The 25,033-nt window shown below is 42.0% G+C and carries 20 protein-coding genes and 1 CRISPR repeat array; of the genes, 12 read left to right on the forward strand and 8 right to left on the reverse strand.

Going from position 1 to position 25,033, the window contains the following annotated elements:
- Positions 1-9: 9 nt before the first annotated feature.
- The 4 genes from HUN01_RS04685 (at position 10) to HUN01_RS04700 (ending at position 3,824) form a co-directional block, all read left to right on the forward strand.
- Positions 10-1,299: an ABC exporter membrane fusion protein gene (locus tag HUN01_RS04685; protein ID WP_181930301.1), complete on the forward strand. Its 1,290-nt coding sequence runs from the start codon at positions 10-12 to the stop codon at positions 1,297-1,299.
- A gap of 144 nt (positions 1,300-1,443) precedes the next feature.
- On the forward strand, positions 1,444-1,779 hold the full coding sequence (locus tag HUN01_RS04690) for a DUF2834 domain-containing protein (protein WP_181930302.1): 336 nt from the start codon (positions 1,444-1,446) through the stop codon (positions 1,777-1,779).
- 14 nt (positions 1,780-1,793) lie between these two features.
- A complete protein-coding gene (devC, locus tag HUN01_RS04695; protein ID WP_181930303.1) occupies positions 1,794-2,960 on the forward strand; it encodes an ABC transporter permease DevC in 1,167 nt (388 codons plus the stop codon).
- A gap of 99 nt (positions 2,961-3,059) precedes the next feature.
- Positions 3,060-3,824 (forward strand): DevA family ABC transporter ATP-binding protein, encoded by a 765-nt coding sequence (locus tag HUN01_RS04700; protein WP_181930304.1) that lies wholly within the window; start codon positions 3,060-3,062, stop codon positions 3,822-3,824.
- Between the two features lie 109 nt (positions 3,825-3,933).
- Here the strand turns inward: HUN01_RS04700 and HUN01_RS04705 are convergent, their stop codons facing one another.
- Positions 3,934-4,836: an RpnC/YadD family protein gene (locus tag HUN01_RS04705; protein ID WP_181930305.1), complete on the reverse strand. Its 903-nt coding sequence runs from the start codon at positions 4,834-4,836 to the stop codon at positions 3,934-3,936.
- A 493-nt stretch (positions 4,837-5,329) separates the two neighbouring features.
- Complete coding sequence (locus HUN01_RS04710; protein ID WP_238845988.1) at positions 5,330-5,560, reverse strand: hypothetical protein; 231 nt, start codon at positions 5,558-5,560, stop codon at positions 5,330-5,332.
- Positions 5,561-5,977: 417 nt separating this feature from the next.
- Positions 5,978-6,375: a CRISPR direct-repeat array (repeat unit 36 nt; unit sequence CTTTACATAACCACTTCCCCTAACGGGGATGTAAAC).
- Between the two features lie 364 nt (positions 6,376-6,739).
- On the opposite strand from HUN01_RS04710, the gene nifJ reads away from it, so the two are divergent.
- Positions 6,740-10,408, forward strand: a complete 3,669-nt coding sequence (gene nifJ / locus HUN01_RS04715; protein ID WP_181930306.1) for a pyruvate:ferredoxin (flavodoxin) oxidoreductase — start codon at positions 6,740-6,742, stop codon at positions 10,406-10,408.
- A 150-nt stretch (positions 10,409-10,558) separates the two neighbouring features.
- Here nifJ and HUN01_RS04720 read toward each other — a convergent pair whose 3' ends face one another.
- Complete coding sequence (locus HUN01_RS04720; protein WP_181930307.1) at positions 10,559-10,741, reverse strand: CsbD family protein; 183 nt, start codon at positions 10,739-10,741, stop codon at positions 10,559-10,561.
- Positions 10,742-11,458: 717 nt separating this feature from the next.
- On the opposite strand from HUN01_RS04720, the gene HUN01_RS04725 reads away from it, so the two are divergent.
- The 6 genes from HUN01_RS04725 (at position 11,459) to HUN01_RS04750 (ending at position 17,587) form a co-directional block, all read left to right on the forward strand.
- Complete coding sequence (locus HUN01_RS04725) at positions 11,459-11,698, forward strand: hypothetical protein (protein ID WP_238845990.1); 240 nt, start codon at positions 11,459-11,461, stop codon at positions 11,696-11,698.
- A 17-nt stretch (positions 11,699-11,715) separates the two neighbouring features.
- Positions 11,716-13,350 (forward strand): tetratricopeptide repeat protein, encoded by a 1,635-nt coding sequence (locus HUN01_RS04730; RefSeq protein ID WP_181930308.1) that lies wholly within the window; start codon positions 11,716-11,718, stop codon positions 13,348-13,350.
- A 598-nt stretch (positions 13,351-13,948) separates the two neighbouring features.
- Positions 13,949-14,269, forward strand: coding sequence for an RNA recognition motif domain-containing protein (locus HUN01_RS04735; protein ID WP_069068229.1), 321 nt, complete (start codon positions 13,949-13,951; stop codon positions 14,267-14,269).
- Between the two features lie 210 nt (positions 14,270-14,479).
- Positions 14,480-14,668 carry a 30S ribosomal protein S21 gene (rpsU, locus tag HUN01_RS04740; protein WP_012407716.1) on the forward strand — a complete coding sequence of 63 codons (189 nt, stop codon included), beginning with the start codon at positions 14,480-14,482 and terminating at the stop codon, positions 14,666-14,668.
- Positions 14,669-14,897: 229 nt separating this feature from the next.
- On the forward strand, positions 14,898-16,658 hold the full coding sequence (locus HUN01_RS04745; protein WP_181930309.1) for a serine/threonine protein kinase: 1,761 nt from the start codon (positions 14,898-14,900) through the stop codon (positions 16,656-16,658).
- A 365-nt stretch (positions 16,659-17,023) separates the two neighbouring features.
- A complete protein-coding gene (locus tag HUN01_RS04750) occupies positions 17,024-17,587 on the forward strand; it encodes a pentapeptide repeat-containing protein (RefSeq protein ID WP_181930310.1) in 564 nt (187 codons plus the stop codon).
- A gap of 137 nt (positions 17,588-17,724) precedes the next feature.
- On the opposite strand, the gene HUN01_RS04755 is transcribed toward HUN01_RS04750, so the two are convergent.
- On the reverse strand, positions 17,725-18,216 hold the full coding sequence (locus tag HUN01_RS04755) for a GNAT family N-acetyltransferase (RefSeq protein ID WP_181930311.1): 492 nt from the start codon (positions 18,214-18,216) through the stop codon (positions 17,725-17,727).
- Between the two features lie 179 nt (positions 18,217-18,395).
- On the opposite strand from HUN01_RS04755, the gene HUN01_RS04760 reads away from it, so the two are divergent.
- Positions 18,396-19,580, forward strand: coding sequence for a M20 family metallopeptidase (locus tag HUN01_RS04760; protein WP_181930312.1), 1,185 nt, complete (start codon positions 18,396-18,398; stop codon positions 19,578-19,580).
- Positions 19,581-19,660: 80 nt separating this feature from the next.
- Here HUN01_RS04760 and HUN01_RS04765 read toward each other — a convergent pair whose 3' ends face one another.
- The 4 genes from HUN01_RS04765 to HUN01_RS04780 all read right to left on the reverse strand — a co-directional run bounded on the left by HUN01_RS04765 (position 19,661) and on the right by HUN01_RS04780 (position 25,030).
- Entirely contained in the window at positions 19,661-20,713 is a 1,053-nt protein-coding gene (locus HUN01_RS04765) for a hemerythrin domain-containing protein (protein WP_181930313.1), read from the reverse strand.
- A 274-nt stretch (positions 20,714-20,987) separates the two neighbouring features.
- Positions 20,988-22,448, reverse strand: coding sequence for an ABC transporter substrate-binding protein (locus tag HUN01_RS04770; protein WP_181930314.1), 1,461 nt, complete (start codon positions 22,446-22,448; stop codon positions 20,988-20,990).
- Positions 22,449-22,520: 72 nt separating this feature from the next.
- Positions 22,521-23,891 (reverse strand): serine/threonine-protein kinase, encoded by a 1,371-nt coding sequence (locus tag HUN01_RS04775; protein WP_181930315.1) that lies wholly within the window; start codon positions 23,889-23,891, stop codon positions 22,521-22,523.
- 416 nt (positions 23,892-24,307) lie between these two features.
- Positions 24,308-25,030: an Rpn family recombination-promoting nuclease/putative transposase gene (locus HUN01_RS04780; protein WP_181932562.1), complete on the reverse strand. Its 723-nt coding sequence runs from the start codon at positions 25,028-25,030 to the stop codon at positions 24,308-24,310.
- Positions 25,031-25,033 lie beyond the last annotated feature (3 nt).

The following is a 25,033-nucleotide window of genomic DNA, read 5'->3' on the forward strand; positions in this document are numbered from 1 at the left end:
GTAAAAGAGATGGTTCAAAAGCTATCAAAAAAGACTTCCAATAAATGGTTAGTTGCATTAGTAATTGCCGCTACTGCTGTTACAGGTGGAATTGTTGTTTATGGGATTTCTCAATTTGGGTTAGTTAGTCAAGCTGAGAAATCTGAGCCAGTAGAAACCACGCCTAAAAGTCAAAAAGTGGCTGCATTAGGACGACTAGAACCGGAAGCAGAGGTAATTAGCTTGTTTGCACCCTTGGCATTGGATGGCGATCGCATTGCTCAAATTTTAGTCAAAGAAGGCGATCGCGTTAAAGCCGGACAGATGGTGGCAATTTTAGACGCCCGCGATCGCTTACAAACTGCTGTACTACAAGCCCAACAACAAGTTAGAGTTGCTCAAGCTAAACTCGCTCAAGTTGAAGCTGGAGCAAAAGTAGGAGAAATTAACGCCCAGCAGGCAAGTGTTGAACGCCTCCAGGCTCAATCCCAAGGAGACAAAACAGCGCAACAGGAAGCGATATTTCGCATAGAGGCACAGTGGGAAGGAGACAGAATCGCGCAAGAGGCAACCATTAAGAAGCTAGAGGCAGAACTCAAAAATGCCGAAGCCGAATATCAACGTTATCAGCAGCTATATTCTCAAGGTGCAGTTTCTAATTCTTTATATGACAGCAAAGGCTTAACTGTAGAAACCGCCAAACAGCAAGTAGACGAAGCCAAAGCAGTTCTCAACCGCATTAATACCACTGCTAGCAAACAATTATCTGAAGCAAAAGCAGCACTCGCCCGTACTAACGCCACTGGTAGCAAGCAAGTTAGTGAAGCCAAAGCCACGCTCACCAGTATTGCAGAAGTCCGACCTGTAGATGTAGCCGCAGCCCAGACAGAAGTTGAAAATGCGATCGCTACACTCAAACACGCCCAAACCGAGTTGGCTGGTGCTTACATCAAAGCACCGATGACAGGACAGATCATCAAAATTCACACGCGAGTTGGAGAAAAAATTAGTGCTTCTGGTATTGCAGACTTAGCGCAAACAGACCAGATGATGGCAGTAGCAGAAGTTTATCAAACCGATATCGGTAAAGTGAAATTAGGACAACAAGCAGTGATTAGCAGTCAGGCATTTGCCAGTGAACTGCGAGGAACCGTTGCCCAAATTGGCTTGCAGGTGAATAGACAAAACGTTTTTAGCAACCAGCCAGGGGAAAATCTTGATAGCCGAGTAGTTGAGGTGAAAATTCGCCTCAATCCTGAAGACAGCAAGCGAGTTGCAGGTTTCACTAACTTACAGGTACAAACAGCGATTGAAATATAGGAGGGTAGGGAACAGGGAATAGGGAATAGGAAAGAAAGCATAGATCCGTACTGAGTCTTTTTCAAAAATTAAATAGGGGTTCTATATAGAGTTGTTGTTTGTTGTCTCGTGTATTCCAGCATTTTTTATAGGGTGAATTCAATCATGATTAAAGTCATATACCTTTTGCTTTGTATACTTGGCTTCGTTCTACCTTACTCTCAATTTGTTCCATTTGTCTTAGAGCATGGTCTTGATATAAAGCTGTTTTTTGAACAACTCTTTGCCAACAAAATTTCTGGCTTTTTTGGTATGGATGTTATTGTTTCATCGCTAGTTTTATGGACATTTGTATTTTGGGAGGGAACACGTCTGAAAATGCAAAATCTCTGGGTTTACATTGCCTGTAATCTTTTGGTTGGTGTGTCTTTAGGTCTTCCCTTATTTTTGTTAATGCGACAGCGCCAGCTTGAACAGCAAACTGAAACACTGAGTTATTAAGGGTTTTTTTTAATATGTTTTCTAAACTATTTCGCAAAACGCCGTTAGCATGGCGGCAGTTAATGAAAGAAAAAACCCGTTTGGCTGTTGCAGTCGCAGGTATTACTTTTGCCGATATGCTGATGTTTATCCAATTGGGATTTGAAAGTGCGCTTTTTGATGCTGCTGTGAAACCTCATCGCAATTTACAGGCAGATTTGATTTTAATTAATCCCCAATTTCAAACTTTATTTTCGGTAAAAAACTTTTCTAGAGAACGACTGTATCAAGCATTAGGTTATGAAGGTGTTCAGTCAGTTAATTCTGTCTATATCAGCACCGGACAGTGGCGAAATCCTGAAACACGTCTTGAGCGTGCCATTTTGGTTTGGGGTGTTGATCCGGTACAACCCGCATTCAAATCGCCCGAAATTAACCAAAATCAGGATAACCTGAAACAGTTATATCAAGTTCTATTTGACCAAGCAGGTCGTCCAGAATACGGGGCGGTTGCCGATATCTTTAAGAAAACAGGCAAATTTGACACAGAACTGAATAGCAAAGCCGTCTTTGTTAAAGGCTTGTTTACTGATGGTGCTTCCTTTGCTGCCGATGGTAATGTGATCACCAGTGACTCTACCTTTCTCCAGCTATTTCCACAGCGTAAACCCGATCGCATCGAAGTTGGGTTAATCACACTTAAAACAGATGCCGATGTAGAAAAAGTGCGATCGCAACTTGTTAACGGATTACCTAAAGATGTCAGAGTTCTGACTCCAGAGGAATTTGCCAAAGTGGAGAGAACTTACTGGGAAGAAGGTACTGGCATTGGTTTCATTTTCGGTTTAGGGACTGGAGTTGGCTTTATTGTTGGCATCGTGATTGTCTACCAAATCCTTTACTCTGATGTTTCTGACCACTTGCCAGAATACGCCACCCTGAAAGCAATGGGATATACCGATAACTATCTCTTGGGAGTTTTAATTCAAGAAGCATTGTTATTAGCTGTTTTAGGTTTTCTGCCTGGATTCTTCCTTTCTTTTGGGTTGTATCAAGTCACCTACGCTGCGACAATGCTTCCTATTTTTATGAAAATGGAACGGGCGATACAGGTTTGGATTTTGACCGTGATCATGTGTAGCGTTTCTGGTGCGATCGCAATGCGGAAATTACGATCTGCTGACCCTGCCGATGTTTTTTAGTTTTTTAGACGCGATGAATCGCGTTTGTACAGAAGAAGACGCGATGAATCGCGTCTCTACAAGAATTATTTCCCTATACCCAATGCTTTATAAAATCCTATGTTGCAAAAATCTTTGCCAGTAAATTCCGATTCAACGCTTTCTACTTTAGAATCTGTAATTTCTGTTAGTAACCTCAACCATTACTTTGGTGAAGGTGGGCTTCGTAAACAAGTATTATTTGACATTAATTTAGAGATTAACGCTGGGGAAATCGTGATCATGACTGGCCCCTCTGGATCGGGTAAAACCACCTTGTTGACTTTAATGGGTGGATTGCGTTCTGCCCAAGAAGGTAGCCTTAAAATCTTAGGAGAGGAAATTTGTGGTGCGAAAAAGCAGCAGTTAACTAAGCTGCGTCGCCAGATTGGCTATATTTTCCAGGCGCATAATTTGATGACTTTTTTGACAGCAAGAGAAAATGTGCGGATGTCCTTAGAGTTGCATGACGATTTTCTCAATCAGGATATCAACGCCAAAGCGATCGCTATTTTGGAAACTGTCGGGTTAGCTGATCGTGTAAATTATTACCCAGAGAAACTATCTGGAGGGCAAAAACAACGGGTTGCGATCGCTCGTGCTTTGGTTAGCCATCCTAAAATTGTTTTAGCAGATGAACCCACTGCTGCACTTGACAAAAAATCTGGGCGCGATGTCGTGGAAATAATGCAGAAGCTAGCTAAAGAACAAGGTTGTACGATTTTGCTAGTTACCCACGATAACCGCATCCTTGATATTGCCGATCGCATCATTTATATGGAAGATGGTCAGTTGAAGACTGATAGCACAGAATCTACACTACAAGCAAGTAATACCAATTCGTAGTTCGTCAACTTACTTAAGTAAGTCGGCAGGAATAAACCAAATTATGTCACGAAACGTAAACAGCCTTAAAACCCTTACCAATGACTAATGACTAATGACTAATGACAGATTATTGGCAAAACCTTGCCAACAATTCTTCACGAGATAATTGCAAACATAAAGGTGTAAATTCCTCTGGTGGGAACTGTAACAAACTATCGATGACTTTCGACAATTCCTCGTCCACAGAACCAAATCTGTATCTCAACAAATTTTCCACAACTAAACGTTGTCCTTGCCGTACTCCTTGCTGTACTCCTTCTTGTACAGCCTGCGCTCTTGCTTCTTGATAAGCTTCCGTTAAATTCATAATTAGCTCTTGATCGTCTTCAGTTAAGTCTTGCTGGATAATTACACTGATACGCCATCTGTAAATTATTTCTAGAACATTACGGCGTACAAGGTTCTCTGGTGGAAGGGCAACTAGTTCTCTCACTGCTTGCTGCTGAACAGTTCCCCTGCCGAGAAGCCTAAACCACAGCGTGTCTAGAGTCACAGGTAACTCGTTAATCGCTAGTATCGCCGTTCTAAAAGATAAAGGTAGAAAATATACCCCTCTCATCCAGTTTTCTAGCTCTAGTTTAGCGCCAAAACTCTCTAGCAATGCCGGGGAGGCCGAAGGTGCTAAAATCCATAACCGAGCTAAATCACTCTCTGGTAAACTTGTATCTTCTCTTTTGGCTTTGCGTTGCGAATCTGCGATTACAGTAAACAGCTTTAGAAGGCAGTTTCGTACTTCTGTCTTACTGGGTTGATTGCGGTATGGTTCTAGCAAGGCTGTACTCTGCAAAGCAATTCTTCCTAGTAGTCCTAGATTTTGCGTTTGCGCTTGAGATGTAGGTGCTGGTGAAAACAAAACATCTACTTGCCGAGTCTCATCAACTACTTCTTTATTGGCTTCTACCTTGCCCAAGGGTGATAGTAGCTCCTCTAAAAACTGCTTGGCGAACTGATCGTGAGGTTTACGGGTCATATTTCATGCGTCAACTGTATTGTATTATATGGAAAAGCTGATAAGCCTGAAAACTGTGCTTACCGCAGATGTCTTTGAGCGATCGCCCTTGGTTTTGAGCTTGAATCTTAAAGGATGTTTAAAAAGTCCTCTTGTCAGTATCAAAAATTTTAGATCCCGCTAAATCCCCCGATAAATTGGGGGACTTTGATTCCTAATTCCCCCAATAAACAGCTACTGTGTATACACAAGTCTGAAATAGCTGATTAATCAAGGTTTTACCCCACCCTAACCCTCCCCTTGCAAAGGGGAGGGAACTAGATTTTCTATTTCCCCCCTTGGCAAGGGGGGATTAAGGGGGGTAATTCGACTTGTGTATACACGGTAGCTTTTTAAGGGGGGTTAGAGGGGATCTAAAAGTGCCTAAAGTCACAGCGAAACACTTTTCAAATAACCTCTAAGAAACATCAGCACTTGATTACGGTGATCTTAATAGCAGCATTTAAGAAGTCATTTATAAAGTAAAAGTAAAGATAAAGTCGAATTTAATCAGCAAAATACCTAATTGCTTTCTCAAAATGCCTGATTGCTTAATCAAAAAGCTTAAATGCTTTCTCATTTCAGTGGATTCAGCAAGTAAAAAGGTATTTTGCTTAATCAAAAAGCTTAAATGCTTTCTCATTTCGGTAGATTCAGCAAGCAAAAAGGCATATTGCTTTCTCAAAATGCTTGATTGCTTTCTCATTTCAGTAATTCACGCATTCATTTTGGTATATCGTTGAGCCGATCGCTTTCGATTCATTCAGCAAGAATTTTGCAACGGCTTACTGCTGTCTCTACTTGCTCATGGATTCAATATCAGTGAGCATCAAGGGTTTGAAGCGATGAACTAAACATTGAAAACCAAGGCAAAACAGCTTGACAATTTTAAGTAAGATATTTTACTCTTTATAGAGTGTGTTGAAGTTCATCTACACACCTCGCCCGATCCTTGAAAACCGCATAATTCCGTTGAGGTGTGTCGATTGCTCTTGTAGCAAGGGTTTCAGCCGACAAAATCACAACTTTTTTATCAATAAGCACCGTTTTATTGACAATGAAAAAAGGTGTGTCGATTAGGGGGTTCCAAACCCGCTCCTGGTAAGGTTTCCAAAAGGTAACTCTTTACATAACCACTTCCCCTAACGGGGATGTAAACTAATTCTTGCATTTACTAGTACCCCACCTAAACCGACTTTACATAACCACTTCCCCTAACGGGGATGTAAACAATTTTGCTCGTTGGTAGTTGTGCTACCAAATTGACTTTACATAACCACTTCCCCTAACGGGGATGTAAACCAGAATAAAAGCGCCCGCTAAATTTTTCCCGCCACCCTTTACATAACCACTTCCCCTAACGGGGATGTAAACGAATAGGACGTAGTTCCTTCAACCATGTCTTGGTAAACTTTACATAACCACTTCCTCTAACGGGGATGTAAACACTTTAAGAAGAGTGTCTCCATCGAATGCAGTTTCAGACTTTACATAACTCCTTCCCCTAACGGGGATAAAAACGAGATAAAAGCCCGACCCCATACCCCACAAAAAATAATCAATTAACTGAAAGCTTTATCTAATAAGTGCTTTAGCTATTGAGTACATTATTAATACATATTAATAGACGCAGTATTTCGGATGAGATACTAATATATGAAGTATTTATTTAAAGTTAACTAAAGAGCCGAAAATCATTGATAAATTCTTAGTAAGAATTCACCACCCAAAAGTCAGAAGTCAGATTTTGAAAGGAATCCAGCATTATTAGTACATTTATGTATAAATTTTTTTCCTAATTCTTTGACTATTCTGAATTCTGAATTCTGACTCCTGAATTCTGCTCTTACTATTAACACTGAGAGACGGGGACAAAAATCCAATTATGAACAAAACCTTTGCAACCATCGATGGGAATGAAGCTGTCGCCCGTGTTGCTTACAAACTAAATGAAGTGATTGCCATTTATCCCATCACCCCCTCTTCAGCAATGGGTGAATGGGCAGATGCTTGGTCAGCAGAAGGTCGTCCTAACCTCTGGGGGACTATTCCCAGCGTCGTGCAGATGCAAAGTGAAGGAGGAGCGGCTGGTGCTGTGCATGGGGCATTGCAAACAGGTTCTCTGAGTACCACCTTCACGGCATCTCAGGGATTATTGTTGATGATACCCAACTTCTACAAAATTGCTGGTGAGTTGACTAGCGCCGTGGTTCACGTTGCAGCCCGTTCTTTGGCTACTCACGCTTTATCTATTTTTGGCGACCATAGCGACGTGATGGCAGCTCGTGCAACTGGTTTTGCCCTGCTGTGTTCCGCTTCGGTGCAGGAAAGTCAAGATTTTGCTCTCATCGCTCATGCTGCTACCCTAGAGACGCGAGTCTCCTTTATGCATTTCTTTGACGGCTTTCGCACCTCCCATGAAGTGCAGAAAGTTAAATTGCTCTCAGATGATGATTTGCGATCGCTAATTCACGATAACTTAATACTCGCCCACCGCAGCCGTGCGTTGACCCCAGACCGTCCTGTATTACGCGGTACTGCTCAAAACCCCGATGTCTATTTCCAAGGACGTGAAGGCGCTAACCCTTATTACAACGCCTGTCCAGAAATTGTCCAACGGATCATGGATGAATTTGGAGAACGCACGGGAAGGCATTATAAAATCTATGAATATTACGGTGCTAACGATGCCGATCGCGTTATTGTTCTTATGGGTTCAGGTTGTGAAACCGTCCATGAAACAGTAGATTACCTGAACGCTCGTGGTGAAAAACTTGGTGTAGTCAAAGTGCGACTTTACCGCCCCTTTGATGTCCAAAGGTTTGTTGCAGTATTACCAACTAGTGTACAAGCGATCGCAGTTCTCGACCGCACCAAAGAAGCAGGTAGCGCCGGTGAGCCTTTGTATTTAGATGTTGTGGCTGCTATTCATGAAGTATGGGGAATGGGGCATGGGGCATTGGGCATTGGGCATGGAGAGAATGAAAAATTACCTCTTTCCCCTCTGCCTAAAATTATTGGTGGGCGTTATGGTCTTTCTTCTAAAGAATTTACTCCGGCGATGGTGAAGGGGATTTTTGATAATCTTGCCGAAGCTAAACCGAAGAATCATTTTACTATTGGGATTAATGACGATGTAAGTCATACTTCCTTGAGCTTTGACCCTAATTTCTCTACAGAATCGGATAATGTTGTTCGGGCAATGTTTTATGGATTGGGCGCTGATGGTACTGTTGGCGCTAACAAAAACTCCATCAAAATTATTGGTGAAGAAACCGATAATTACGCCCAAGGCTACTTTGTCTTTGATTCCAAGAAATCTGGCTCGATGACTGTCTCTCACCTCCGTTTTGGGAAAGAGCCAATTCGCTCCACCTATCTAATTGACCAAGCCAACTTTATTGGTTGTCACCACTGGGGATTTCTAGAACGCATAGATATTTTGAAGGCTGCTATTCCTGGGGCGACTTTGCTGCTTAACAGTCCATACAATGCAGATACCGTCTGGGAATATTTACCGATAAAGGTACAGCAGCAAATTATCGACAAGCATTTGAAGTTATACGTAATTAATGCTAGCCAGGTTGCTCGTGAAAGTGGCATGGGTGGCAGAATTAACACCATTATGCAAGTATGCTTCTTTGCTTTAGCGGGTGTCTTGCCACAAGAAGAAGCGATCGCTAAAATCAAACAAGCGATTGACAAAACCTACGGTAAAAAAGGTGTAGAAGTTGTCCGCATGAACTTGCAAGCTGTAGACAACACCCTAGACAACTTGCATAAAGTAAATATCCCCCAAACAATCAACAATCCAAAATCCAAAATCCAAAATCCAAAATTGCTAGACTCCGCTCCCGAATTTGTGCAAGAAGTTCTGGGCAAAATCATGGTGTGGGAAGGTGATGACTTACCTGTTAGCACACTACCAGTTGATGGCACTTTCCCCGTAGGTACTGCCAAGTGGGAAAAACGTAACGTTGCTGAAGAGATACCAGTGTGGGAGCCGGATGTCTGCGTACAATGTGGTAAGTGCGTCATGGTGTGTCCCCACAGCGCCATCCGGGCAAAGGCTTATCAAGCAGATGAGTTAGTCAATGCACCAGGAACCTTTAAGTCAACTGGTGCAAAAGATAAAGACTTTGCCAATCAAAAATTTACCATTCAGGTAGCACCAGAAGATTGCACGGGATGTACGATTTGTGTAAATATTTGCCCTGCTAAAAATAAATCTGAGCCATCGCTGAAAGCAATTAACATGGCGCAGCAGTTGCCATTGCGGGAACAAGAGCGAAAAAACTGGGATTTCTTTTTGAGTTTACCTAATCCTGATAGGCGATCGCTAAAAGTCAACCAGATTCGCCAGCAACAACTGCAAGAACCATTATTTGAATTCTCTGGTGCTTGTGCAGGTTGTGGTGAAACACCTTATTTAAAATTATTAACACAACTGTTTGGCGATCGCGCTGTCATCGCCAATGCTACAGGTTGTTCCTCAATTTATGGCGGAAATCTCCCCACCACTCCTTGGACAACCAACGCCCAAGGACGCGGCCCCGCTTGGTCTAATAATCTATTTGAAGATAACGCCGAATTCGGTTTTGGCTTCCGCCTTTCTCTCGACAAACAAGCCGAGTTTGCGGCGGAATTATTGCAAAAATTGGGGAATGGGGAATCGGGCATAGGGCATGGGGAATTGGGAATACCTCACGAGTTGGTACAATCTATTCTCAATGCCAAACAAAACACTGAGGCTGATATTTGGGAACAACGAGAACGGGTAGCGCTGTTGAAACAAAAGCTAGATGAACTTTTAGAAAAAAGGAATTACCACTCCCATGCCCCATGCCCTATGCCCCATGCCCAAATCCAAAATCTCAAATCTCTTGCAGACTACTTGGTGAGAAAAAGCGTCTGGATTGTTGGCGGTGATGGTTGGGCTTATGATATTGACTTTGGCGGTATCGATCATGTAATTGCTAGTGGTCGGAATGTCAACATCTTGGTAATGGATACAGAAGTATATTCCAACACAGGCGGTCAATCTTCCAAAGCTACGCCAAAAGCCGCAGTTGCTAAATATGCCGCCAGTGGTAAGCCTGCACCAAAAAAAGACTTAGGGATGATTGCCATGACCTACGGAAATGTCTACGTAGCGAGTGTAGCCCTTGGCGCTAGAGATGAACATACCCTGAAAGCATTTTTGGAAGCAGAAGCTTATGATGGCCCATCACTGATTATTGCTTACAGCCATTGCATCGCCCACGGCATCAACATGACCACAGGGATGAATCATCAAAAAACTCTGGTAGAATCAGGTCGTTGGTTGCTGTATCGGCATAATCCAGAGTTGCTTAACCAGGGTAAAAATCCATTGCAATTGGATATGCGATCGCCTACGCAATCTGTAGAACATTCCATGTATCAAGAAAATCGCTTTAAAATGCTCACCAAGAGCAAACCCGACGTTGCCAAGCACTTGTTAGAACAAGCGCAAGCTGAGGTTGATGCACGTTGGCAAATGTATCAATATCTGGCAAAGCGCGACACTCTTTAAACATCTACCCTGCTTTTGGTAACAAAAATCGCGATTTTTCTTAAGGAACTCCAACAAATAAATTATCTAATATTATGAACTGGGCAGGAAAGCCCGCCCAGTTCATAAGGATGGGCGAGACGCCCGTCCTATAATAAATATTGCGATATTTTAGTCTAAAGTCTTTTTAACTTCATCTTTGATATTCTCAGCGGTGTGACGGACTTGGGCTTCAGCTTGTTTAGCCTTACCTTCCGCTTTATCTTTAGGATCGCCAGTTACTTCGCCAATAGCCTCTTGTACTTTACCTTCGATGTTTTTAGCAACAGCTTTTGCTTTATCTTCGATACTCATATTCTTTGTTCCTAAAGTATTTTAAGTGTTGATTTGTTATTGCTTGCTCGAAAAGCGCTGCAATGTTTATAGATTACTTTTAGACAACTTTTAATTCTTCTATCTGACGATGCTTTTATGAAGAATATTTGTGTTCTTTGTACATAGTTATTTAACAGTTAAATTCATCTTGGAGAGTTCAAGTAACATCCAAAAGAGGGAAAGGTATCATTTTATTGTTCTATCTTGAGACAAAAACATTTATAACTTCAGGTAGACAGCGATGATGTTGAAGGAGCCAGAAGGCAGGAATAATAAGCTGTAGGGGCAATTCATTCTTTTCGGGTATTGTTTGCTTAAGTCCTGAAAACTACTGAAGCAGGGGGAAGTTATTCTCCTGCGGCTCGACTGAGCGATCGCTCCGCTTCCTCCTTTTGTTTGCTTTTGTCACAAATATTGCGCGGAAAGAAACATAATTTTTCAAGTTTTAACTGAAGAGTAATTTAGCTGGTGCAAGAAAGCACAGAAAGGTCTAATCAGTGGCTTTGAAGTGCCTACAGGCAGGGTGCTGAGGCTTCCAAGCATCAAAAATTTGGTGATCGATAGCGCAGCGTTATCAAGTCGCAAGCGTTTGGCTCTGCCATGCTGCACTAGTAGAACTTGTGACTAATTTCTGATTAAAGACAGCAGTAACAAGTATCCACGTTTATCTCTAGCTTCTTAACTTATTAATATTTAATGAAGGTATTTATGCGATCGCATTCTACTACTCAACCAACTACCAACTCCCAATATGTAGACTCTAGGATGCAAACTGTTGCATCTGTTAACATTTTCATCGGATGTTCAGTCTTGATTCTAATGATTGTATTTGCAGGGTTTAATATTTATAATAAACAGCGTGCTGCTGTTCTTTGCCAACAAGTTGCCTCTTTAGAGAAACTGTGGCATTTGAATATTAAGAAAAAAAGAGCTTGAAAAAAAGAATATAGACAATGAAGTACTTATTTATAGTTTGGGTACTGATACTCTCTTTAGTCGCTCCTAGTGCGGCGATCGCTGAAGTAAAACAGCCCTACACCTTAATATCTGGACTTGGCACAATCCACCATCCAGTTTCTACTGCTAATCTCCAAGCACAAGAGTTTTTCGATCAGGGATTAAATTTAATTTACGCTTTCAATCATGACGAGGCAATGCGTTCTTTTCAACACGCTGCCAAACTCGATCCGCATTTAGCGATCGCATATTGGGGTATTGCTTTAGCCCTGGGGCCTAATATTAACTCAGCAATAGACCCCAATCGGGAATTAGCTGCTTACCAAGCAGTACAGCAAGCCTTGGCACTTTCCACCCAAGCATCTACCCAAGAACAAGACTACATTACCGCCTTAGCAAAACGTTACTCCCAAGCTCCTGATGCAGACTTGTATCAACTAGCGGTAGACTACGCAAAAGCAATGGCAACCCTAGTCAAGCGCTATCCTGATGATTTGGATGCGGCGACGCTTTACGCTGAAAGCTTAATGGATTTGCATCCTTGGCAGCACTGGACTAAAGATGGCAAGCCACAGCCAGATACAGAAGAAATTGTAGTTGTTTTAGAATCAGTTCTCCAACGAAACCCAAATCATACGGGAGCTAATCATTACTATATCCATGCCGTAGAAGCCTCGCCTTCCCCAGAACGGGCCCTTATGAGTGCCAAACGACTAGGAACTTTAGCGCCAGCGGCGGGACACTTGGTACACATGCCTTCCCATATTTATTTTCGTGTCGGAGATTATGAAGGGGCAATGCAGGTTAACCAGCAGGCGATCGCTCAAGATGATATTTACATCAAAAAATATCAAGTCCAGGGCACTTACCCCATGATGTACTATAACCACAACGTACATTTTCTCATGGTAGCCAGCAGCATGGCAGGAAAGTATGAAGATGCTCTTAAATCCGCAGAGAAATTAGTCACCAACGTTACTGCTATTGGCCCACATATACCAATGCTTGAGGGATTCCTGGGCAGCAAAATGCTGATTCAGACACGCTTTCATGACTGGGATGCCATCTTAAAAACTCCTGCTCCCGATGCGAAACTACCTACTAGCACAGCACTTTGGCATTTTGCTCGTGGTATGGCAACGGCAGCCACAGGCAAACTTGAAGATGCAGCAAATGAAAGCAGTGCATTACTAGCCGCCAAACAGGTAATTCCCGCCGAAGCAACCATTGGATTTAGCCCTGCCAGTCGCATTTTAGACATTGCCTCAAAAGTTTTAGACGCCAAAATTGCCAGAAAAAAGCATGATTATGAATCTGCCATTCAATTACTAAAACAAGCGATAGTAGCAGAAGATGCTCTCGATTACGTGGAACCACCAGACTGGTACTTTCCCACGCGAGAGTCTTTGGGCGCTGTGCTTTTGGCTAAGGGTGACTATAGAGAGGCTGAGAAAGTCTTTCGTGCCGATCTCAAAAAGTATCCGCATAACGGGCGTTCTCTATTTGGCTTGCAGGCAAGTTTGCAGGCACTCGGCAAAGATCAGGCTGCTAAACTTGTCAAAACTGAATTGGAAACCGCTTGGAAAGGTGATGAAAAGCAACTTGACCTAGCAACTGGGGTTACTTATTAAACCCAAAGAACCCCATCCCGCCAAAGTTACGCTTTGTCTCCCCTTTTCCCAAAAGGTTACAGTGTACACACAAGTATAAAAAAGCTCAATTTCCCTTATTCTCTCGTTTATCTCGTTCATACCTGATCAGAGGCTACTTCCCCCTGCCCCCTGCCCCCTGCTCCCTGCTCCCCTGCCCCCTGCCTCCTTCAAATTTGTTGCCTGACTTTAGCTTTCGTATTAAAATTTTGGAGTAATGCTTCATGGTTAATGCAGTCAAACGTTCAATGCGGATATTCTGAAGATGCGCCCCCGTATGTCTGATTTTTTATATCACCCTACAGAATTTATCTTCTTCTATTTCCAACCCTTTTTTGTGGTGGGCAGTACTTAGAGTAGGAGGGGGCGGGCGATCGCTTAGGTGCGATCGCATCACTGGTTAACTATCTGTTAACTATCTACTGGATGCAGAGAGTTGTCTCCTATGTCATCCTATGATTAGGAGAGTTAATTCAGTGATGTCTTTGGTTTTAGTATTGAAAGGCTTTTTCCTTTTAGTATTTACAGACTTCTCAGAGAAATTAAAATCTCTACACAGTGATGATTTTGGAGAGAATCGATGTCAATTTATGTAGGTAACCTCTCTTATGACGTTACACAAGAAGATTTAAGTGGTATTTTTGCAGAATATGGTACTGTAAAACGAGTTCAAGTACCTACTGACCGTGAAACAGGTCGTCCGCGAGGCTTTGCTTTTGTGGAAATGGGAACTGAAGCTGAAGAAACAGCTGCTATTGAAGCTCTCGACGGTGCTGAATGGATGGGTCGTGACCTGAAAGTGAATAAGGCTAAACCCAAGGAAGACAGAGGTGATAGAGGTTCCTTTGGTGGAAACCGAGGAGGATACGGTGGTGGCGGCGGTGGACGCAACCGCTACTAGACCTTGGAAACAAAAAAATTTGCCTAAAGTCTTAAGGTCAGACAAGGAGTCTGTCTTTTTTTTGTAATCTTACCAAAGCAGTGCTGAGTGTCCAAGAACGATTCCTCGTCCTTATTTCAATCCTCTAGATTTATCTATGGGATCACTCAGCACTCACCACCCCTGAATGCTTGCCTAGCCATTGATAAAGTCAACTTAGTAGGAGATGTAATGACCCAAGTAATTGTCGGTGACAATGAACATATTGAATCAGCCTTACGACGATTTAAGCGAGAAGTTTCCAAGGCTGGAATTTTTCCAGATATGAGAAAGCATCGTCATTTTGAAACACCCTTAGAAAAACGCAAACGCAAAGAAGTTGCCAAGCACAGACAGAGTAAGAGAAGTTTTCGTAACTAAGAACTGATATACAGCAGAATTCAGAATTCAGGAGTCAGAATTCAGGAGTAAAACAGGCTTTCTACCTTGCTTTGAGACTTAGCTTGTTTACTTCACCTTCCTTGAAATCCGCTGTAAATATAAATGAATTGCCCTCATACAATCTATGAGGGTTTTCCTTTTGCCGATTTTAAAATCAGGAAACCTCAAGAAACGTTAAAATCAAGTCAGCCTTTGTATTGTAGCGGTTGTGTCCCACATCACTCAGAGTGCGGTTCACTGCATAAATCCTGATTGTCAACGTCCTTATCCTCAGCCTTGGGGAAACAAATTTTGTAACAGCTGTGGCGCACCGCTAGAGTTGCTAGACCGCTATGTTCCACTTCAGCCTTTGGGATCGGGAGGATTTGCTCAAATCTACACGGTTTGGGATGAAAAAACTCAAACTGAGAAAGTGTTAAAAGTGTTGGTGGAAGATTCGCCAAAGGCACTGGAATTATTTACCCAAGAGGCGGCAGTTTTATCTAGCTTGCAGCATCCTGGTGTCCCCAAAGTCGATGTCGATGGATATTTTCATGTAAACCTGTTTAATCCCAAATCGCACCAACTGCCTTGTTTGGTAATGGAAAAAATCAATGGGCGCACTTTAGAGGAGATATTAAAAAAGTTTCCTCAAGGGTGTCCAGAGGATTTGGTTTTAAACTGGTTTGCACAAGCTCTACAAATTTTACAGGAATTACACAAACGCCAGATTCTTCACCGAGATATTAAACCTTCTAATTTAATGCTGGGCACTTCTTCGCCATCTATAACCCCGCCTCAAGGGCAAATAGAGGGCGATCGCCTGGTACTAATTGATTTTGGCGGGGCAAAACAATTTAGCGCCTCTAAGCTGCGTTCTCAGTCTAGTTCCACGCGATTATTTTCTTCTGGCTACAGTCCACCAGAACAAGTGAGTGGAGGTATTGTTGGGACAGGAGCCGATTTTTATGCCCTTGGTCGAACAGTAATTGAACTACTAACAGGCAAATACCCGCTAGAGTTGGAAGATCAGCAAACGGGAAAATTGCGCTGGCGAACTGCGGTAAATGTCAACCCGCAACTAGCCGATTTGTTGGATGAAATGGTGCATGAGGATGTGCGATCGCGTCCAGCAAATGCAGCTATAATTCAAAAACGTTTGGCGAAGATTTCTCAACCATTACCGCCACCAGGATTATTTGCTCGATTGCGAGACAACGTTAAGCAAGCTTCAATACAAGCTTCCCAGAGATTTACACAGCTAACACAAGCTATTGAACAGATTTTGGCTAACTTTAGCCAAGCTGTAACTAAAACCTTTGTTTTCATTGCTCAGACAATCATCAAAATTCTACAAGCTTGTTTGGCAACGATTTGGGCGATGATCTTGGCTTATGTTGGCGCTTGTTTTGGTGCGATCGCTGGTTTTATTTTGGCATATCGTACCAGCTTGGGGCCTTTGATTGTGGAATTTCTTGGGAGTCAGCTAAACGAATTAGTGCCAAATACTCAACCCGTCTTCGGGGCAGATATTTTGGTATTCGTCGCAGCAGGTTGGGGAACTGCTTGGGGACTAACAGTATCCGGGTGTTTTGGTCAACAGCGGCGGTTTTTAGTGGCGTCGCTGATGGGCATAATTAGCTATGGCTTCGGCTGGTTAATTTTGCAATTAATCACCCCAAAAGACAGTGGCGAGGGCTTAGTGGCAGTGATTTTAGTAGCAGTTTGCCTACTCACCTTGAGCTTAGGACTTCGCAGCCACCATATAGTTTACGCTGTGTTCGCTGCCTTTGGTAGTGCGATCGCTTATGCAGTTTTGATTATTTTGAGGTTAGCACCTTCAATTTTCCAATTTACTAGTCAACCAGCCTGGTCAGAGTTACAGTTACCTCTGATTTTTTTTGGTTCTGTGGGCTTCTTTATCAGCTTTTGGTTAGGCGTGAGTTACTACCTAATTGTCCCTGGATTGCGCTTTTTAGGATGGCGATGAAAGAGGCAGGGGGCAGGGGGCAGGGGGCAGGGGGCAGGGGAGCATGGGGGAGATAAGGGAGACGAGGGAGAAATAAGTAATGCCCCATGCCCAATGCCCAAAAACAAGATCCCCCTAGTCGTCTTTTTCATCGAGCTAGGGGGATCACATATATGGTAGTCTATAATTGGTTCGGTATAGTTCCTTACGAATCGATTCTATAGCCTATATTTCAATTTGAGTAGTCTTACCACTAGAATTTATAGTATTTTTACAGCTTCTTAATGAATGCTTCATCCCCACTGTTCTTTAGGGATGCTGTATATGTAACTATGACAGTACGCAATGTGCGTAACTTGTCATTTTTGTGGATATCTATAAAAAATATGAAATTTAAGATTGTTGCTACCAGCGTCCTATTAGCTTGTTTCGGGTTTGCAGAGCAGAGCCTTGCATTAAATCAACTAGATTTGGATCAGTTGAAGGCAACAAGTGCCTGTCCTCGGTGTAATTTAAGTGGTGCTGACCTAACTCAAGTAAATCTAACTGGAGCAAATTTACGAGGGGCTGACTTGAGCGGCGCTACATTATCTCAAGCTAATCTCACGAATGCCGATCTCACTGGTGCAAATTTAGAAGGTGCGGTTCTAAATTCAGCAAATCTCAGTGGTGCTTCCTTAACAGGAGCAAATTTGAAATCAGCATCCCTGGAAAATGCCAATTTATCTTTTGCCGGTTTCATCAGCGCCAATTTAGAAGCAGCAAATTTAAAAGATGCGAAATTGGATTTTACCAATTTTCGGGGGGCTAACTTCCGACTAACAACTCTAGCTAATGGTGTCGTCACATCTGATAAGCCTTATGGCTGGTCGTTAGAGCGTCAAAATCTCAGAGAATGTAACGAGTTTCAACCCGAAAATACTCCAGGTACAACCTGTTATTCAAAATAAATTGGGGACTGGGGCATGGGGGAAAACGTTTCCGTTAGCCGTAGCGGGGCGTTTAGCTCGTCCTCAGTAAAAAAGTGAGATTCCCAACTCAGCACCAGCACTCTTGAAGGGCATGGGGCATTTCAAACTCTCCGCATCTACAACTTCTTGAAGTACCTGGCGATTGGTAACAGCCCAAAACCCAGCTTTTCATAGGTAAAACGTGCCGGGGCATGGCCAGGATCGCCTCCAGTCTCGACCATAGCAACGGACATTCCAGCAATTTTCATCCAATCAAGAGCGAATTCCACCAGAGCGGTGCCAATGCCTCGACGTTGATAGTCTGGATCGACGGCGATCATATAGATTTCTCCCAAGCTGCCCTCCGAGTGGAGTTTCACGGCTACAAAGCCCACGATTGAACTAGAGGCTCCGCCAACGGCGATCGCAACCCATACCTTTGTGTCCTCTGCCGCACAGGCTTCCTCAACAGAATTTTGCTGGCTTACACGCCAATCGGCAGGATACAGTTCCTGGTACACGTCAAGATCCATCGCTTTCTGAATCGAATCAAAGACTGGAGTCCATGCCCGAAGCGAAAGACGAATGACGGCATCAATATGATGGGAGTGGTATGGTTCAATTCGCATTTGAGTAGAGTAACTTAAAGTCAAAGCCCACTCTCATACAATAAAATAATTTTGCAAAAGGTCTTATTAATTTTCCCCTGTCTCCTGCCTTCTTTAATCACTATCCTTTTATAGCAAAAGCATTTTGTTTGTTAACAGTTCTTTATCATGGGAAAAAAGCCTATAGATTAATTGAATCAATGCTTACCTCTATTAAAGACTTAGCAGCAAAACTAGCGCCCCGGTTAATTGAAATTCGCCGCCACATTCACTCTCACCCAGAACTCAGCGGTCAGGAGTACCAAACAGCAGCCTTCGTAGCTGGTGTTTTGTCTTCCAGCGGTCTGCACGTAGAAGAAGGAGTTGGCAAAACGGGCGTTATTGGAGAACTCCAAGGCACTAAGCAAAATGACCGTTTGTTAGCAATTCGCACCGATATGGATGCCTTACCAATTCAAGAAGGCACTAATTTGGAATATGCCTCTCGCGCAGATGGGATTATGCACGCGTGCGGTCACGATGTCCACGCCACAGTGGGGTTAGGAACGGCAATGGTGCTGTCTCAGCTAGCAGAGGAGTTGGGTGGGAAAGTGCGGTTTTTATTTCAGCCAGCGGAGGAAATTGCCCAAGGGGCAAGCTGGATGGTGAAAGATGGAGCGATGGAAAATGTCTCGGCTGTATTAGGGGTTCATGTTTTCCCTTCTATACCCGCAGGATCTATTGGCGTGCGTTATGGGGCATTGACAGCCGCCGCTGATGATTTAGAAATTCTGATTATGGGAGAATCTGGACATGGGGCGCGTCCCCATGAGGCGATTGATGCGATTTGGATTGCTTGCCAAGTAATTGCTGCGCTTCAACAAGCCATCAGTCGGACGCAGAATCCTTTGCGTCCTGTAGTATTGAGTATCGGGAAGATTAATGGTGGCAGAGCGCCGAATATAATTGCGGATAAAGTGCAGTTATTGGGAACCGTGCGATCGCTCCATCCTGAAACTCGTGCCCATCTCCCGAACTGGATTGAAAATATTGTATCTAATGTTTGCCATACCTACGGAGCAAACTATCAAGTCAATTATCGCCAGGGCGTACCCAGCGTTCAAAATGATTATACCCTGACGCAATTGTTACAATCAGCCGCAGAAGAAGCTTGGAGTAGCGATCGCGTTCAAGTCTTACCCGAACCTTCCCTTGGTGCTGAAGATTTTTCTATGTATTTGGAACATGCCCCCGGTTCTATGTTTCGCTTGGGTGTAGGCTACCAAGAAAGAATCATCAACTACCCATTACACCATCCCCAATTTGAAGTTGATGAATCTGCTATTATCACTGGGGTTGTAACTATGGCATACGCCGCTTATAAATACTATCAGCAAAATTTGTAAACAAAAACTCCCAGCAGATCAACGCTGGGAGTTTTATTTAGCTAACATTTGTTAGCGGTTATAGAAAGCCTGAAAGCATCCTACACATTTGATTCGGTAACAACACCCAGTTTTTGTTGAATTCGAGTCTTAGCAGCCTTGAATTCAGTAGCAAGTTGTTCACTTTGCTCAGTGCTTAAGTTGTTGCGAATAGCAGCAAACATTGTGGTTTCTTCTTGACGAATATGATCGCCAAGAGCATCCATCAGCTGTTTGACTTTTTCTTTGAATTGCGGTGAAGATGGGCTGAGAGCCTTGATTTCTTCTAAAGCCTGCTTGGCATGAGCTTGTTCATCAAACAATTCTTGGGTGTTATCTTGACCGTAGAAAGGACGTACTCTTGGATAGACTGTCTCTTCTTCAGCTTCAGCGTGGGCACTTAGATCCTTGTAAATTTGACCGAAGTACTCTTGGATCTTTTGTGGATCGTTGCTTTGTAGTAGTTCGGTGAATAAAGTATTTACCTTGTTGTGATCGAGGCGGATAGCATCCTGGATATTTAGATCTTTTTTGTCACTGGCTTGGGTAACAGCACTACCTACCACACCACTGACTGCGGCCAAGGCGTCTTGAACACGTGCCCAAATTCCTTGATCTGCATCTTGTCCGGTGAGTTCGCGGACACCCAGAATTTCCAGAATGCCTTTGAGTTGCTCTTGGTGAGCGCGATTCTCAAAGTTAATGGTATTCAAAGGTGCGATCGCTAGCAAAACGTCAGCACCAACTTTTTGAGCAGCTTTGTGAACTATTAAGCCACTCATTACTAGTTGATGTTTCAGCAATTCATGCTGAGATACTTTTTCATACAGGCTCAACTCAGAACCTTTGAACAATTCGCGAGCTTTTGCAATGAATTCTGTAACAACTTTTTTGGGTTCAGCCTGAATGCCATACTGACCTATTACAGTTTCTAGAACACCAAGATTTTTTTCGTCATCGTTTAGGAAATTACGGATGCGATCGGCAATTTCGGCATCAAGCCCTTGTGTCAAAAGCAATCGCTCATTTTCGATCACCAATTGTTGGAGTGCTTTAAGACTTGCTAATTTTAGAGCAATAGCATTGCGTTTCGTATCATCTAATGTAGCTACCATCCGTGTTCTCCTCGGCAAAGTATTCGTAGTTCTTACTGATATAACCTTGACATAGAGGTTAGGGATATTCCATCTTTCTTTTGAGTGATCGCGTTCACAACTCTGGGTAGAAAAAGACAAATTTAGGGTTACAGAATAGAAATAAAAATTGAAGCGATCGCTTCAATTCATGGTTGCAATTCAGATAAATCGATTTAGTATGACATCCAAATTGAACAGATTACCTATTTGGCAGCAATCTATATCTTTAGAATGAAAATTAACGTCAAAAAAACTACTTCTTATTCAAGAGGGCAAAATCGTAACCAGTTCCAGTAGAGCAAGACTCACAACGCTCAATTTTGACTAGCATTGCTTCTCCTTGACGCTCACCAGAGAGAGAAAACTGAATCATTCCCGTTGCTCCAGAAGTTGAAAAATTGGGATTAGACAGTACCTTTTGTAATCCTTCACGGGTGTTGTCTTGTTTCAAGCCGGCAATAATTGCTTGGAGTGCATCATAAGCTCCCGCTGTTCTCTGATTTACCTGTGCATTCCAAAGCTGAAAGGCATTTTCCGCAAAGGGGTTATCTTTATTAGCATCACGATGCCAATACACAGGTAATACCATTCCTTCTAAATCCTTGCCATTTTGTAAAGTTGTTGCACTATACATATTTTCAGAAGCAAACAGTGGTTTTCTGCCTTTAACTTCTTGTGCTACTTTGGTGGCAAAATATATATTTCTGATTGAGGGCATTAGTAAAAAGCCACTTGCATTTTCTGTTTCTATGGCTTGATCTACAAAAGCTCTAGGGTCAAAATTCTTATCTGCCAAATTGCAAGGTGTACTAATAACGTTGCCGCCATATTTTTTGATCGCTTGAGTGTACTGTTCTACAAGTATCTGACTTGATGAGGAGGTTGAATTACTTCTTGAACTACGAGAATCACCACAAATAGCAATATTTCTTGCTTGTCGAGCAATGTAGCGAGAATGAGTATCTACTAAATTATCATAAAGCGGATTTACATGGAACAAGTAGTTAGTTGTGGAACTATTAGGTTGATTATTTATTGAATTGCTTTCTAAATTTTCTTGATTTTCGACTTGATTTGGTCGCTCGACAGGTAAAACTAACACCAAGCGATTCTCACTATAAATTGCGGCGTTACGTCTAACACCTACTGCTGCCACAATACTCTTGTCTTGAACTAATTCATTATCTATCCGTGTAGAATCTTCTCTATTCTCAGCACTTGCAATTACAATTTGCAGCTTTTTACCATTAATCCCTCCTTGGTTATTAACTTCATTTTGAGCTTGAGCTACACCACGCAAAATTTCTTCTGATAAACTCGGATCAAAGTTAATTGGAGCTATGACAGCAACTTTCAGAGGGATCGAATTATCTTGTGCAATTTTGGCATTGTTTAAATAAATTAAAGTTTCCGGATCATTGGGATTATTTTTTAGAGAAGCAGTGAACTTTTTAACAGCAGTTGTAAAATCTTTTTCAGCAAAAGCTTTAACTCCATCTGTTTTCTCAGGATACGTTTGCACTTTCACCAAAATCCTTGTACCCAAATTCATTAATGAAGGCTTATTTGTCAACGACGATGAAGCTGATATGGGGTTTGATGGTGTTATAATGGTCGAAGAAACTTTGCTAATTAACCACAAAATAGCTGCTACCATTACTCCAGCCAGACCTAGAGATATAAGCAGCCTCAAGTTATCTTTTTTATTTGTCATGAATAATTCCCCAAATTCTACAAAATTTATCTGAAATCAAGAGATTTATGAAAATTTAGCCATACTTATAATTTAAAAATATTTAGAAAGAAGTTTATTTATTATTTCAGACACACCCACGATAATCAGTGTCAATAAACCTGCAAGAATAACGAGTAACCCTACGAGCAGCAGACCATTTAGACCAGATTTCAGAAGATTATTGGTTAATAGATTTCTGAAAGTAAATACAATGAGTAGATTTGCTATTATAGCAATAATAATTAAATAAGTTTTTTCCAGAAGCGGGCGAGATTGAATCAAGACTAACCCTGCTAAAATTATCAACCACAATCCAGAGCTAATCCAAGTAGTTCCGAGAAAACTTATCAGTGCGATCGCTAAGAACGAACTACCTGATCCAGCAATTATTGCTCCAGACAATAATTTACTATTAGAAAACTGGGGTAGATATCGAGTTAATTTGTGTTGATTTTGTGGTTGTGAGCCTGATGGCAGAGTAGGTGGAATAACTGTGGGAGCTAATGTATAACTTAGCGGTGGAAGATTATTCAAGTCTTGTAAGACAGCCTGTGCAGATTGATAACGTTGTTCATGATTTTCTCGTAGAAACTTATCAAGAATCTTCTCTAATTCCTGACTTATGGGTTGCGTTAAATGCTGTCGCCAACTAGAAGTCCAACCATAGCCTTGTTTCATCCACAAAGTTGAAGGAGAAATATTAGTTAGCAGATGAAAGCAAGTTATTCCTAAACTGTATATATCACTAGATGGAAAAACTTTACCCACTTGCATTTGCTCAATCGGTGCATAACCTAATGAACCAATAATTGTTCCAATGGCAGTGTTTGTCGGTTCCGTTTTTTGCTTTGCTACCCCAAAATCAATTAGTACTAACTTCCCATCATTTTGACGGCGAATAATATTTTCTGGTTTAATATCTCGGTGAATTACCTGCTGTTGATGTATGTCTACTAGCACAGATAATAAATCATTTAAAAAATCTCGAATCTTGGCTTCATCAAAAACCCCCTGCTGTTTTAACTCTTGCAAAAGATTTTGTCCTTCGATAAACTGCTGCACTAAATAAAGATATTCATCTTCCTTAAAATATGCATACAAATTGGGAATTTGGACATGTTCCGCTAGCTCTTTAAGACGTTTAGCCTCTTGTTCAAACAACTCAGTCGCTTTTTGATGTGCTTGACTACCCTGAATACCATAAAATTGACTTAGAACTAGCTGTTTGACAACACATCGTTCGTTGAGCTTGTCAATATCTTCTGCGATATATGTGCGTGCAAACCCTCCTCTCCCTAATGGTGAGATGATCCGGTAACGATTTCTCAGTAGCGATACCAATGGTGTGCCGCAACTGAGGCAGAAATTTGCCCCGTCAGGATTTTGGGGATTCTCGCAATTAGGATTTAGGCAGCAGACCATATAATTATCGCTGTCATTTTATTAATTTTTAGAATATACCTTACATTTACTCTAGTTGTTTTTCGTAACTACTTTTAAAATATCGCTCAACAGCTACAACAGGATGGTCAAGAGGTTACATAGCAATTTTAACTTGAATTGGACTGGAGCCACAATGGTACTGGATAGGGCGGCTGAAATTGCCCAACCGTGTGCTTACCAACTAATAGTCTGCCGTTAGCAGTGCAATTCACTACTTACATGTGATTGGCTATGCAAATGTTAAAGACTGGAGTCCAATATTAACAATCGCTAATATAGATGAGATGATGAATATTTTAAGCTGTAAATTTTTAATGCAATAACTGAGTCAAATTCAGCAAAATATCGGGATGGGGAGCAAGATTTTGCACCCCCTCAGCTATATAGCAACTGTTTTAAGATTTTGGTTGTGCAGCCTGTCTAACAACTTGTTCGTCTAAACCTAACGCTTGAGCTATCTGCTCAATACTTAAACCTAACCCTAATAACTGGGGTATTACTTCTAACTTACCTTCCTGTTTCCCTTCTTGTTTCCCTTCTGCAAAAACATCTTGGTAAAATCTAGTTTGCCTTAACTCATTTGATCCAAACATTTTTCTTATTTCCTCCTGGCTTAATCTCGGTAACTTGTAGATTAATATCGTCTCTATCAATTGTATAATTTCCCTAATAGTAGCGACATCTAGAATTTGCTGTTGGGCAGTGTTAACTATTTCAATAGCTCTTGTTGTCGCAGTTAATTCGGGTTCGATAATTAGTTTAACTGTCTCAATGCCGATTGATGATGTCTCAATTGAGCTTAATTCGTCAAGATAGACGCGAGTGACTCGTTGTGAGTTGAGTAATTCTGTATATCTTTCAGTATCTCCAGTATCAACGCTGCGGTTGGGGAAGATGACAACACCACGCCAATTGTTAGTTAATTCGGTTTTGTCAAGATAATTAAAGATTTCGGTGAATAAGCGTGAGTAAAACTTTTTGTCTGGTTGAAATTGCACTTCTGCAAAATAGATGGGTAGTTCTGCTGCATTGGGGAGAAAGACGCCATCGATTCTAAAGGACAGTTGCTTGACTTCTACTGAAGAAAATTGGTAAGCACTAGTACCGCAAGGCGGAATTAA

This window comes from Nostoc edaphicum CCNP1411 (genome assembly GCF_014023275.1).
GTDB classification, from domain to species: domain Bacteria; phylum Cyanobacteriota; class Cyanobacteriia; order Cyanobacteriales; family Nostocaceae; genus Nostoc; species Nostoc edaphicum_A.